Here is a 12,785-nt window from a genome sequence, read left to right as displayed (position 1 = left end):
GTTTCCAAACGCCATTGGGCAAAGCTCTCATCAGATTCATTCTCACTTAATTGTCCGCCGCCCAGTACAGGTTTTGCGGCCAGAATTCATTCTGAATGTGCATTTCTGACCCGTGCAAATTGACCTTCGAAAAATTCGTTGTCGTCCGCCAGTAGGGTTGTATCACAACGCCCTCATTCCGCATGATTGTCACTATCCGTTCCATAATCTCGCGCCGAGCATCGACGTCCGGCGTTGCCATTGCTTTTTCGAGTTCCTGATCGAACTCTGCGTTCGAAAACCCGCTTTCGTTCCACGCTTCACCTGAGCGATAGGCCAGCGCAAGAACCTGCACACCCAGTGGCCGATGGTTCCAGTCTGTTGCGGAAAACGGATACTTATCCCAATCGTTCCAGAAGGTGCTGCCGGGCAGAACTGTACGTCGGATCTTGAGACCCGCGTCTCGGATCTGTGCTGCAGCTGCGTCGCAGGTATCCTTCCGATAGTCTGAATCGATCGAAATCAACTCGTGTTCAAAATCGGCCATTCCTGCTTCTTCCATGAGCGCTTTTGCACGTTCGGGAGAATGCGTTTCCGGACCAATATCGGCGTACTCGGGGTGCATAGGGCCAACATGGGTATTATTCGCGACAATACCGTTACCCGAGTCACCTAGTTCGAGCAACACCGCGTTGTCGACCGCAAGCTGAAGCGCTTTGCGAACACGAACATCCGCGTAGGGTACTAACCCATCGACTTCGGCCTTTTGATTGGTGCGAATGCAGATAGTCGCCCCAGTTGCCACGTCGTCCCGGCGCCAACCGTCGATGCTTTCAACGATCTCAATAAACTCGCCGATATTCTGATACATCGTATCGACTTCGTCAGATTCGATTGCAGCAACCCAATTTGCAGGGTCAGTGCCATAGTCGATGTATTCTATCCGATCGATCCAAGCCCCATTGCCTTGGTCCCACCATGTATGGTTCGGATTGCGGATCAGAACAGCTTTTACACCGACCTCAATCAACTCCGGAATATAGGGGCCCGTTCCAAGCGGCTTTTCAACGATGGTTTCATAGCTATAGTCCTTATGTGTAATCGCCGCCGGATAGTCTGCCATCGCAGCGATCAGAGTGATGTCCGGACGAGGCAGATTGAGTTTGACGGTGTGGCTATCGACAACTTCGATAGCGCCATCGATCGCCTGACCAGATTCAGGGTCAACCAATGTCGCAAAGCGACTCGCCATCGAGTTTCCTTCTACGCTTGTATCGCACCAGCCACGAATGTTGCGTGCCACATCATCGGCAGAAAACTCGCTGCCGTCGTTCCACTGAACACCCTCTCTCACGTTCAGAGTGTACGTCCTGGCGTCATCCGAGAGCTCCCAGCCCTCTAGCAACTTCGGCGTGAAAGTGGCATCGTTGTTGTATTTAACCAGATACTCGATTAACCCTCGTGTCAGGTTGCCCATCTGTACCCAGTCATAGGTACGAGGGTCCTTTAGCGGGTGCAGTGAGGTCTGATATCGCACTGTCCCGCCCTGCATCGGTTTTTGAATGGTTTTCGCCATTGCAGGCACCGCCATGCCAATCATCGAATATGCAGTGGCAGCTGACGCACCAAAAGTACTAGCCGTTACAATAAACTCTCTGCGACTAACTTTTTCACCGTGGGCTCTGACACGCTTGGCAGCCGCGATCAGGTGTTCGGGCATTGGTTTCCCATTGCTTTTTTGGAATGTCATATTTTGTCCCTCCTATGCCGTGAGTTTGCGCAAAGGGGTGATACCGACCAAAACATATCTGGTGCTGGTCGTAGTGAGCGCGTTCTTTGGTGAGCATATCATTTCGCAGGACAAATTCTTGGTCAAAGGAAAAACAGTAGTTCATTTGGTTCCGCTTAGTTATCGCAAACTGTCGATCTTTTGCCGTCAACCGGCTCGCTCTCATCGCGGAACTGAAACCCTTGACCAATCCCCTGCAACAAACTGCTTTGGGATATGCCAAAGTAGTGTTTTGGAGCTGTCGTTTATCAAAAACTATAGTTCGACGATGAGAACCCGACTTGGCTACAGGACGAGATCGGAACGCAGCGTTCCTTTTATCCAATTTATGAACTCATGTGCGGCAGGCTTGTTTTGTTTTGCCTTGCCCATCGATAGCCAGAAGTCAACTCGCCCAGGCAGCGAGCTTTTGCCTACTCTTGCTAGATGACCAGACGAGAGGGCATCGGCACACAACAGATCATCGCCAATTGCCAAACCCGCGCCTGCCATCGCCGCACGCAATGCAGTAGCGCCGCTTCCCAGGAAAATTCCATGGTTGTTCCTTACGATGTTTTCTGCACGCAATATGGCGTCCCACCAATAAGTATCTTCATCATGCAACAAGGGTAGATCAACAAGGGGCTCCTCGCAGCTAGCGATTAACTCAGGTGTAGCTACGGCAAATGCGCGAAATCGACAAAGACGTTCAGACCGGAAATCGCGATGACTAGGATGTCCAAACGTAATTGCGAGATCACAGTTTCGCTCTACGCGGCTAGTGGTCTCGGGTACAAAAACAACCTCAAGATTTGGCAAAGCATCCCGCATTTCGTTCAACTTGGGAACGACTACAAAGTTCAAGAACTCGTGGTCAATTACAACTTTCAGGACTTCTTGTTCGGATCGGGAAATTGCTTCACTGCTGCCAGCGACTAGTAATTCTACTATTCGTTCTGCGTAGGTTAAGTAGGCCTCGCCTGCTTCCGTCAAGACAACAGACCGATGGCGGCGGCGAAACAACTCAGCGCCAACACGTGCTTCCAAAGACGCTATTTGTTTACTGATCGCAGGCTGTGTGACGTTCAATGTTTCAGCGGCGCGCGCGAAACTGGACAGTTTCGATGCCTCAACGAACATCCGCAGAGCGGTAGGGGATGGGAGATGCTTCATACGCAAAAGATAACTAAATGGAACTTTCAGAGCAACTATTGCTCGTTTGACCCACCAAAAATGCCCATTTAACACTTTCGAGAAAGCTGTCAATTTTAGTTCGGAGAGCCGAGTGCAAGAAACCCGGAAGCTCGTCGCAAACACGGCCAAACCAAACAGCTGGATGAATCTCTTCGATCCTCCAAGCTACTCTTCCGATACCATTGGTGTTCTGCTCAGAGAACTATATGGTCTGAGTGTTGATTGTGTCCCCTTGACCGGTGAGCGCGACCAGAATCTTCTGCTTAGAGCCGATGGCAAGCCCTGGGCCGTTCTGAAAATCAGCCACCCAAACGAGACCGAAACTTACATCGATTATCAAGCAGAGCTATTGCAGCACTTGCTAGAGTTCGCTCCAGACTTGCCTGTGCCTCGAATTTTCCCAACAGCCAACGGCGCATACTACAGCTATTTTGAGTTTCCCGACGGTAGAAGCTGCGCGGTTAAGGTTGTTACCTTTTTGGAAGGTCTTCCACTTTTGAAGTCAAAGACAACTATTGAAACTTGGGCACATCGCGTCGGGAAGATGCAGGCTAAAATCTGTCTGGCACTGGAAGGGTTTGATCACCCTGGCGCTAATGATTTTTCTCCATGGAATGCGACATCTAGTGCCGTGCTCGACGATCAGATCCTGCCGCTGATGGAACCCGATTTTCTAGATCTTTTGGCACCCGAAATAGAGCGGCTAAGGTCCGTATCGCTGCCGCGAATCCGGCAAATGCGATCACAGATCATTCACAACGACTTCCACAACGGAAACATTCTTTTGGATGAAAAGCAGAACATTTCTGGCATCATAGATTTTGGAGACGCGGTTTTCGCCCCGATCATTCAGGACGTCGCTGTTGCCGCGGTTAGCTTAATAGAAATGGCACCGGACGCTCCCGTTGACGCCCTGTCGTATCTGGTTGCTGGGTTTCGCTCGGTGTACCCACTGTCCTCAGAAGAACTCTCCGCTTTGCATGACACAATGTTGTTGCGGAGCATGCTCAACGTGGCGCTGGGTCACTTGAAGGATCAAGGCGTACCAGCAGACCAACGCCCTCGCACGGCAACACAAGTATCCAGCAAAACACTACTTAAAATTTTATCACTGAAAGCAACTGAGTTTCTGGGTGCGTGGTAAACTGGATCTAAGGATGGACAAACTGAGCCCTTCCCGAACGCTTCTGCAACGCAGGCAGACTGTGCTTAGTCCGACTTACTTTCATCACTACGACACTCCTATTCATGCCGTTCGAGCTAGAGGCGTCACAATATGGGACGAAAGCGGCAGGGCGTATCTAGATTGCTACAACAATGTCCCATCGGTGGGGCATTGCCATCCACACGTTATTTCGGCTTTAACGCAGCAGGCGTCCTTAATTAATAGCCACAGCCGCTACCTAGACGACAATATCGTGCGCTATGCGGAACGCCTGGTCGCTACGCTCCCGGCCGCAATCGACACCTGCGCGTTTGTGTGCAGTGGTACCGAGGCTAACGCACTTGCCTATGACATGGCCCGCGCAGTGACGGGTAACAAAGGCGTACTGGTGTCTGATGGTTCTTACCACGGAAACGCACTCGCTGTTGCAGACTTCTCGCTCTTTGGTGGCCCTCCAAACGAAACCCCCGGTTTCGTGAGGTCAGTCCCTGTACCCAATCCACATGAAACCAACGACGAAACCGAGACTGGTAGTTTCGGAAAAAAGCTAGCGAACGGGGCCGCGCCCATTGTTCGCGAGTTGGCGAAATCACGCCACGGCTTGGCCATGTTCATTGTTGATCCGATTTTCGATGCGCCCGGCATTTTTACGACGCCTCCCAAGTACTTGGCCGAAATGTCACGGAACGTGCGTAGTATGGGCGGACTGGTCGTCGTAGACGAGGTGCAATCAGGGTTAACCCGCCTAGGTGACAGTGTCTGGGGCTTTATGGATTCCGGTGTAGTGCCCGACATCGTGACAATGGGTAAACCGATAGGTGCTGGGTATCCATTGGCGGTTGTCGCTTCGACCCGCGAGATATTTTCGACCTTTGCCAAGAAACGGCAATACTTCAACACCTTCGGCGGGACACCCGTTGCCGGGGCGGTTGGAAATGCTGTGATTGATGTAATCGAAGAAAACAACATTCTAGAAAATGTGAATTCCGTAGGCCGCTTTTTAAAATCCGAACTCGACACGATGTCCCGAGACTTTGACTTTATGGATTGCGTTCGAGGCAAAGGGCTGTTTTTAGGCATTCCGGTAGTTTCAGACAAGTCATCTCGCCGCCCTGATCCGAAAAGGGCTGCCGCACTCGTTAACCAAATGAAACGCAATGGCGTATTGGTCTCAGTCTGCGGTGCATCAAACAACATTGTTAAAATCAGGCCGCCATTGGTTTTTTCACATAACGATGCCCATCAGTTGTTAGGCACACTGCGTCACTGTCTGACTGTGATTGACCAGACCATGTAAGAGAGAGGTAAACTGTGAGTAAGCGCGATGGTGAGATGTTTAAGGGACCAATCACTGCCAACTCGTTCTCCGGCATTTCGACTTTTTTTAGGCGGCGCGTAAGCCAAGCCTACGATAAAGCAGATGTCGTAGTATATGGTTTGCCAAGTGATCTTGGAACCAGCAACAGATCCGGGGCACGGTTCGGGCCGAGAGCCATTCGGGAGGCCTCACTACAGCTTTCGTGGGGCGAAGTCTGGCCATGGGGATTTGATCCATTTAATCAGTTATCGGTTATCGATGCAGGGGATATTGAGTACACCTACGGTCAGCAGCAGGAGTTTTCGCGCGCGGCTCTGGACCGCGCCCGAGAGATTGCAACCACAGGAGCTATTCCGTTTTCGCTAGGGGGCGACCACAACGTGACCTATGGCTCGCTGACTGGGGTCAGCGAAATCGTAGGGCCGGTCGCATTGCTGCACTTCGACGCGCATTCTGATACGAGCGTGGGACCGGACAACCAGCACGGAACAATGTTCCGTCATGCCCTGGATGAAGGCCAAATCATCGCGGAAAATTCGCTACAAATTGGAATTCGAACCGCGTATCGCAACGACGACGCCTATTTGCGCTTGCACGCACCCGAGGTGATGCTGACATCGCCTGAGGATACCGCACGAAAAATAGTCGATAGGATTGGGCCTACCCCGTGCTATCTATCGTTCGACATCGATTGTTTGGATCCAGCATTCGCACCAGCGACTGGCACCCCGATCCCTGGCGGGCTCTCCACACTGCATGTTCTGGAGATATTTCGCGCTTTGCCGTCAATACCCGCGAAGAGCAGATTGAACTTTGTTGGTGTTGATATAGTGGAAGTTGCACCCGACTATGACCACGCTCAGATGACATCACTAGCTGCAGCACAAGTGGCGCATGAACTCCTATGTCTTATTGCAAGCTTGCGAACTGATTCTTAGGGTCAATATGCATGACCAATACTTGACCGTTGCCGCTATAGCGATGCATAGTAGGAAGACCTTGGGACGTCGACATTGTTGTATTACCACGCGCGCCCCAAAAGCTTCGATTGATAACCGGTTGAAGCCTATTGCACTACCAAGTACGACAGTAATCATTCCCATCATTGCCAAGGCTATCAACAGATCGAGCTGAGTGAGTCCTGCATTCAACCTTCGCTCAGTCATGGCTTGCCCCGTACTACAACCGTATGAAACGCGTTGGACGCAAAGGGAGGCTGTACTTGTCGAACTGCAATGGAGAGCTCAACAACCCTGAAGTGTGGGTCAAACGCAGACGCCGTAGCAGGCTTCACAAGCGTTTCATTGATTTCCCAGTTCCATTTAGCGAATAGTAGATATGAACCGAAACACCGAGATCGTTCATTCAAAGCATAAATTGAAACATCGCAACAATGAATTGATACGCCAGACACTATGAGGAAATCGGCCTGCCGCAATACAGTCTCTAAGCGGTTAACGGGTGTTTTCATGAGTCTAGGTCTTGTAATTGTTAGTTTGATTGTTGGTGGTTTGGCGTCGCTATCGGCCACACTTCTGGGCTGTCCAATTTGGCTTATAGTGACGTGCTACTTTGGCGCTAGCTATGCCTCTATCGCCGTTTGCACCTTGCTGATTTGCTTGAAGAGTTACTCCTCTGACTGTGAGCGGAGTTGCTCCGGGGAGCTCGATCGTGTTTAGCCAGATGCGCTCAACTGGTTCCGAGTAATTGTCCCCGGTTAAGTTTACTGTCAGTTTTGCTATGCTGTGCATTCGTCTACGCACACCCAACAGACTTTCCAACCACTTCAGTCAGAACCATCCCCTCCCTAGCTCGGGCACGTATTGAAGCGGAGGTACGCAAAGAATGGCTCAAGGGCCTAGGAAATCACTCGGTAGACGTAAGAGTTGCAAGCGTAGGTTTCGGACGTATTGGCGCAAGTATCGTATGACACTACAACACCCTCTTGCGGGAGTGGTTGTGTCCGCTTGCTTGGCAATCCCGATTGCTGTTGTCATACTGATCCCTGCAGTCGTTGGCTACTTTGCGATCTCCTCTGAGAAAGCCCTATACGGCCTGCTTTCTGGAATCGCCTATGTGACACTCATGGGTCCTCTATTGGTGGGGGGTTTGCCCGTACTTGTACTTATTATTTTACTCCAAGTTCCAATCTTGAGACTGACAATCGTCATTGCGCTGGTCATCTCATTCGGGCTTTTACACTTGGGAAAACGCTTACCCTGGATTCAAACATTGATTTGGGTCACAGCATACCTAACCACTTTACTCTTCGGAATATCAATGGGAGTGCTCTCTGTTTGAGCGCCTCCTGTTAGCGGACTGAGCGGCTCTTGTGCCGCTAGCGATGTGCTATCTCCAGCGAGCCGACGGCAATCGGCAAAACGCTCTTCAAGCCAGTCGGCTTGATCGTTGCCGTGAGTTTGAGCCTAAAGAAAGCACTGGGAAGCTAATGATCCGTAACCTCGGTGCATTTCCCCTTGCCCCAACCGGACTTGCTGCCGGAGGTCGTGAAGTCAAACGTGCCCTTTTCCGGGTGAACATTGTAACTCAGCGTGTAATTCTCGCCGATGTAAAGATAGGTCAGTGTGTCCAACCCCGGGTACACCGCGACATCCTTGTCGATGTCACCTATCGTAATATGACCTTTTTGCTCACCATCATATTTAACAAGCTTGGCGGCCATTTCCGGATGCTCCGCATCCGGTGCCTCGCATTCAAACACGCGCTCTTCGGCAAAAGCTGGGAAAGGGAGTACGGTAAGAAGAAGAGCTGCTTTTTTCATGGGATTCCAATCTGGTTTTCATCTGTTTCGATGCCTTAGCGTAAGCGGATTCTGGGCGAAAGTTTGGCGAAACACGGGTTGTTGTGGGTTCGGGTACTAGGTTAAAAATGAGAGAGAACCGCACGCTTGAGCGTGGGAGGAATCGGTTTTTGACCCCGAGACCACTCGGGCCACGCGGCGTTTACCCCTTGACCAGCCCGACGCAGGATGACGGCGGATCGGGATGACGGGACCGGCCCGGAGCCAGAGCAAAGAAAAAGGCGACTTGCGCTGCCCTACCCTTCCCTCAGTTCTGTTCGTCGTCGTCTTTCCGTTTCGGGAATGCCACCATTCCAACGCTGGGGAACACTTCGTTTCAAACATTGATCGACTTGATTTCTCCGCTATCGTCATCCGTGGTTGCAAAGAGAACCTCGCAGCGGCTTCAAAAGTTCGTGCCATCTTTTTCACCGGCTTTCACGTTCTGTTTCAGAGTTTGAGTGCCATCGTTTGAGCCTCGCTTTTGAGTGTTTCGATGACCATGGAAAAAGCGAGATCTAAGCTGATTTCTTAGCTACCTGCTCCGCCAGAGTAGAAACAACTCTTTGGAGATGTTGGGTTAGATCGATTTTTCCCAGGACCTTTATGTTCTGTCCGGGGTATGCCCGGTAGATCCTGTCCATTTCACAGATACCAGGCGTGGATTTAACGATGTGTGTGACTGTTCCCGACACGCTTGTTTCGAAGGTGATTTGGTAAATACGCTCATCGGACATCGTGCGTTTCGCCTTGTGTTCTCTCCCAAGAGCACCGACATGCAATGTCATTGGGATCCATCCTATGTGAGAACTGGTAAGACCCAGCGCTCTATGCAATGTCGCTACTCTACAGGTGGGAAGCCGCCCCATGATATGGCGGCTCCGTGGGCTACTATCTCATTTTGCGGCAATTGATGTCTCAGCGACTGACTCCTGGTAAACCTCGACCTCTTCCGCCTCAATTGGATCATGAGTCATCAGGCTCGGTGCCCATCCATTCGTGCATCTGGTGACGTAGTCGCGACACGGCAACCACCAGAGACCAGGAAGGGCTTGAGATACTTGACCGGCGTGTTGGGATGAACAGGCAGTGACAGGCTTTATGATTTCCGGCTTTCTGTATGCGTTGTTTTTCCGTTTAACCACGGGTCAATACTACAGCGATTCATCCTGGAGTACTTCCCGACCACCTCTTCCGTGGTCGGGTTTTTTTGTAGGCATCCCTTCGCGGGCAGCAGCTCAGTTTTGATACGGGATGTAAAAGATCTGAGACGTGTAGATGTCGTCGAATCCAGACCTCCGTGGTTTAGTGTGATCAACTACCGTGAGTTTTCACTCACTCACGGATCTAAAACCCCTCGTAGACTACCCCCTCGAACCCCGATCGCTTATCAGGCGATCGGGGTTCTAAGTTTGCGGGTGTGTTCAAGGCGACCGCCTTACCCAAAGACAGGATCACTCCGAAGAAATGGAAGGCGCTCTTGCGCCGCGTCGGTGCCGCCGATAGCCTGTTCGAGCGCACAGGGCAGACAGTAGGTTGCCTGTAGGATAGGTTCTTCAAGGTCTGGTGTCATCGTTCGATCTTGCTCTGTGTCAGACGGTGGTTCGGGGTACTGCGAACGTGATCCATGCCCTGATCTTCTAGCGATCTCGTTAGTTCATCAGAGCTATGGCCGGCATGGCTACCGTAAGGTGGCGCAGTTGCTTCGGGTCAGCGTCGTTTGATCCACTGCAACGCCTCGCTCATGCATGATCTCTTCTAGATCGCGATATGACACACCGTATCGACATAAAAGAACACAGCGAAGAGGATCACATCTTTCGGATACTGCGCGCATTTGAAAGATATCATAAAAACAGAATTTCGAATTCAATACTTCGATATCCATTCACTCAAAGCACTTATGGGCGTCAACAGTCAAAAGTTTGCAACAGACTCGAGCAAACTCTACACTAGAACGAGGGAAGTTTCGGGGGGCAGGTCATGATCTGGAAACTCAAACTTGGATAAACAAAGCCGTTATCGAGTGACAACTTGTACACGAAAATTTTCGCTGTCGCGTAAGATGTTCGAGATCGCTACGGTGCGGGAAAGATCATGGTAATCTTCCAGTCTTAAAGCGTGTCCAAGCTCTTGTTAGTACCCGCAGGGTCTTTTGATCGCGTGGGAGATTTGGAAATAGCCGTGCCATCATTTCCTGAGTTGGATAGACACTCGGATCGCTTTTTATTTCGTCCAAAACATATTCGAGAGATGCTTTATTACCATTCGGATAGTAGTAGAGATTGGTGACACTGGCGATCACTTCTGGTTCCATCAAATAGTCGACAAACGCATGAGCGCCGCTCGGGTTAGGCGCATCAACAGGTATCGAAAGAAAGTCAAAGAACACCTCCGTACCCTCATCGGGTATTACAAAGGATATCTCCAAACCGTTATCAGCTTCCAGTGCATTTGCGTAGGCCAAACCCGCATCACCACTCCAACCAAGCACGAGGCACAAATCCCCCCGTGCCAATTCATTGATGATCGAACCAGTGTTGAAATGGCGGATATACGGCTGGATTGGTTTTAGCAGCGCCTCGACTTTTTCGAAGTCCCGACTGTCCTTGGTGAAAGGATCAAGACCAAGGTAGTTTAGTGCTATTGCAACGACTTCCTCAGGCGAGTCGATAAAAGCGATACCGCAATCCGCAAACTTCGACACCAAGTCGGGATCGAATAAGATATCAAGGCTACTAATCGGTGCGTCCTTCATGCGGTCAAAGATCAGCGCAGGATTGTAGATGACACCAGTCGTTCCCCAAAGATACGGAACCCCATACTGGTTTCCGTCATCATGTTGAGCAAGGAAACTCATGATTTCTGCATCGAGATTTCCGATATTGGGCAGCCTATTCTTATTCAGCTTTTGTAACGCACCTGCTTGTATCAATCGGTTTGCAACAAGTGCTGAGGGAAAAATTACGTCGTAACCGCTGTCACCGATTAGCATCTTCGTTTCAAGAGATGCCAGAGTGTCAAAATAGTTATAAACCACCTTGATCCCTGTCCTATCTTCGAAGCCTTCAATCACATCATCCGGTATGTAGTCTGCCCAAGCTGTAATCGTGACGACATTGTCTTGAGCGTGGGTTTGATTTGCTATCGCACCCAAAACTGACACCACCGAGGCTACAACTACTCGTTTTACCCGGACTCGGATTGACACACTGTGTGCTTTGCTCAAGTCACCGTTTCCAATCGGGCGCATCGGTCAGAGGCACCTTATTTCTAGTGATTTGGTGGAAGGTTGTATTGTATATCAAACCTAAAACGAGATCGGTTCTCAATAGGGCGAGACGAGAGCATCCCTGTTGCACCCTCGTAGTCGCCTGTTCCACCCGTTATGGTGATGCGGGATGTTCCAGGTTCTTGAGCCTGCACCCCCGAGAACGTCATCATGCCATGGCCATCGTGATCTTTAACAAAGTCACAGATGTAATGCCCGTCACGCGAAATTTGTTCATAGGACCCGGCGTTGCTTCCAATTCGATTGCCATCTTTGTCGGTAAGGTCCGATTGCCAAAGAATCCTGTTACCCAAACTCTCGGCATGGTACGAAGAGATATATGTATCCTCGGCTGAACCACTGAACACGATCAAAGTTTCTGCGTTTGCAGTCAGTGGGCCAAAAGCCAGAAAACATGTCAAAGCGGCTAATTGCATTGCGCGACTACTCATTCGGGTTATTCCGCGGCCACAGTGTTTTTCGATCCCTCCGTGCCCAAGAAGAAGACAAGGACTCGCACAGGACCCGGGCCATCGTTTCGGCCATAGTGCGGGACATCTATAGTTTCGAGTACCGCCTCTCCAGTAGAGTAGGCTTTTTCCCCATGTTCGCCATAGTCGACTGTAAGAGTTCCTTCTAGAACGTAGCCTACAAGCGGGACATCATGGTGATGCCATCCTGTTTCAGCACCAGCAGGGATCGTCACTAAAGTACCAGTGATGTGTGCGTCACCGGTAGGATAGATCACCCTTTGACCGAGGATGGTTTCATTGCTGGACAACAGGGTTAAGGCGCTTAGTTCCCTATGGTCGTGGGCAAAAGCCGCCACCGCAGGCAGACAAAGCAAAGCCAAAACCAATAGGCGGGACATCAACTTTATTCCAATCAGAAAAACAGGACGCGAGGCAGTTTTGACGCATATAGTCATGGCTCGCATCGCCAAGCTGTCTCATCTTACACAAACACTGTTTCAATTTCTGATTTCGTACTTTGTGCGTCTTCCAAGTCAGAATTTGGCACGCATTGTTGAAAAAGGCACAAAAGCAGGTCGTACCCTTTGCTACAAAATCCGCCAATTCGTTTGACCGGTGGCGTACCATACGAATTGAGGCGAGCTTAAACATAGAACCATCGTAAAGCGTGTTCACTCGCCCCAGCAGCATCTTCAACAGCGGTCCCCGAAATGGCAGGAATTCTCCGTTGATTTTCAAAAGCTATGTGACTGCTAGTTAGAGATATCGTTGTACGCATGCTCGTCAATCCAGTCTCAAAGTTTGCAACAAATCCCGA

The 12,785-nt window shown here is 50.5% G+C and carries 11 protein-coding genes and 1 pseudogene; 5 read left to right on the top strand and 7 right to left on the bottom strand.

Going from position 1 to position 12,785, the window contains the following annotated elements:
- Window positions 1–46: 46 nt before the first annotated feature.
- Window positions 47–1,729 (bottom strand): ABC transporter substrate-binding protein, encoded by a 1,683-nt coding sequence (locus ACR3FB_RS03095; protein ID WP_480563990.1) that lies wholly within the window; start codon window positions 1,727–1,729, stop codon window positions 47–49.
- A gap of 324 nt (window positions 1,730–2,053) precedes the next feature.
- Window positions 2,054–3,013: a LysR family transcriptional regulator gene (locus ACR3FB_RS03090; protein ID WP_480563988.1), complete on the bottom strand. Its 960-nt coding sequence runs from the start codon at window positions 3,011–3,013 to the stop codon at window positions 2,054–2,056.
- Window positions 3,014–3,032: 19 nt separating this feature from the next.
- Here ACR3FB_RS03090 and ACR3FB_RS03085 point away from each other — a divergent pair, with 19 nt between their 5' ends.
- From ACR3FB_RS03085 to speB, 3 genes are read left to right on the top strand one after another with little or no spacing between them, the layout of a single operon-like run.
- Window positions 3,033–4,085 carry a phosphotransferase gene (locus ACR3FB_RS03085; protein ID WP_480563986.1) on the top strand — a complete coding sequence of 351 codons (1,053 nt, stop codon included), beginning with the start codon at window positions 3,033–3,035 and terminating at the stop codon, window positions 4,083–4,085.
- A 13-nt stretch (window positions 4,086–4,098) separates the two neighbouring features.
- Complete coding sequence (locus ACR3FB_RS03080) at window positions 4,099–5,403, top strand: aminotransferase class III-fold pyridoxal phosphate-dependent enzyme (protein ID WP_480563984.1); 1,305 nt, start codon at window positions 4,099–4,101, stop codon at window positions 5,401–5,403.
- A 14-nt stretch (window positions 5,404–5,417) separates the two neighbouring features.
- Window positions 5,418–6,362 carry an agmatinase gene (gene speB, locus ACR3FB_RS03075; RefSeq protein WP_480563982.1) on the top strand — a complete coding sequence of 315 codons (945 nt, stop codon included), beginning with the start codon at window positions 5,418–5,420 and terminating at the stop codon, window positions 6,360–6,362.
- A 1,508-nt stretch (window positions 6,363–7,870) separates the two neighbouring features.
- Here the strand turns inward: speB and ACR3FB_RS03070 are convergent.
- Complete coding sequence (locus ACR3FB_RS03070) at window positions 7,871–8,206, bottom strand: hypothetical protein (RefSeq protein ID WP_480563980.1); 336 nt, start codon at window positions 8,204–8,206, stop codon at window positions 7,871–7,873.
- Between the two features lie 223 nt (window positions 8,207–8,429).
- Here ACR3FB_RS03070 and ACR3FB_RS03065 point away from each other — a divergent pair, with 223 nt between their 5' ends.
- A complete protein-coding gene (locus tag ACR3FB_RS03065; protein ID WP_480563978.1) occupies window positions 8,430–8,699 on the top strand; it encodes a hypothetical protein in 270 nt (89 codons plus the stop codon).
- Window positions 8,700–9,929: 1,230 nt separating this feature from the next.
- Here the strand turns inward: ACR3FB_RS03065 and ACR3FB_RS03060 are convergent.
- The 4 genes and pseudogenes from ACR3FB_RS03060 to ACR3FB_RS03045 form a co-directional block, all read right to left on the bottom strand.
- A pseudogene (locus ACR3FB_RS03060) lies at window positions 9,930–10,075 on the bottom strand (IS6 family transposase); the annotation flags it as partial.
- Between the two features lie 244 nt (window positions 10,076–10,319).
- Window positions 10,320–11,453, bottom strand: a complete 1,134-nt coding sequence (locus ACR3FB_RS03055) for an extracellular solute-binding protein (protein WP_480563976.1) — start codon at window positions 11,451–11,453, stop codon at window positions 10,320–10,322.
- Window positions 11,454–11,497: 44 nt separating this feature from the next.
- Complete coding sequence (locus tag ACR3FB_RS03050; protein WP_480563974.1) at window positions 11,498–11,947, bottom strand: allene oxide cyclase barrel-like domain-containing protein; 450 nt, start codon at window positions 11,945–11,947, stop codon at window positions 11,498–11,500.
- Between the two features lie 5 nt (window positions 11,948–11,952).
- Entirely contained in the window at window positions 11,953–12,366 is a 414-nt protein-coding gene (locus tag ACR3FB_RS03045; RefSeq protein WP_480563972.1) for a cupin domain-containing protein, read from the bottom strand.
- Between ACR3FB_RS03045 and ACR3FB_RS03040 the strand changes: the two genes are divergently transcribed.
- Window positions 12,266–12,580, top strand: coding sequence for a hypothetical protein (locus ACR3FB_RS03040; RefSeq protein WP_480566503.1), 315 nt, complete (start codon window positions 12,266–12,268; stop codon window positions 12,578–12,580). The two genes, ACR3FB_RS03045 and ACR3FB_RS03040, sit on opposite strands and share 101 nt — an antisense overlap.
- Window positions 12,581–12,785 lie beyond the last annotated feature (205 nt).

Source organism: Ruegeria sp. AO1, assembly GCF_056535985.1.
Note: the sequence above shows the minus strand (reverse complement) of the source record. Positions and strands in the feature narration are given on the sequence as shown.

Excerpts from the sequence above, each read along its gene's own strand:
- ACR3FB_RS03095 (WP_480563990.1), bottom strand. The coding sequence starts at position 1,729 with ATGACATTCCAAAAAAGCAATGGGAAACCAATGCCCGAACACCTGATC.
- ACR3FB_RS03065 (WP_480563978.1), top strand. The coding sequence starts at position 8,430 with ATGACGGGACCGGCCCGGAGCCAGAGCAAAGAAAAAGGCGACTTGCGC.
- ACR3FB_RS03050 (WP_480563974.1), bottom strand. The coding sequence starts at position 11,947 with ATGAGTAGTCGCGCAATGCAATTAGCCGCTTTGACATGTTTTCTGGCT.
- ACR3FB_RS03080 (WP_480563984.1), top strand. The coding sequence starts at position 4,099 with ATGGACAAACTGAGCCCTTCCCGAACGCTTCTGCAACGCAGGCAGACT.
- ACR3FB_RS03045 (WP_480563972.1), bottom strand. The coding sequence starts at position 12,366 with ATGTCCCGCCTATTGGTTTTGGCTTTGCTTTGTCTGCCTGCGGTGGCG.
- ACR3FB_RS03070 (WP_480563980.1), bottom strand. The coding sequence starts at position 8,206 with ATGAAAAAAGCAGCTCTTCTTCTTACCGTACTCCCTTTCCCAGCTTTT.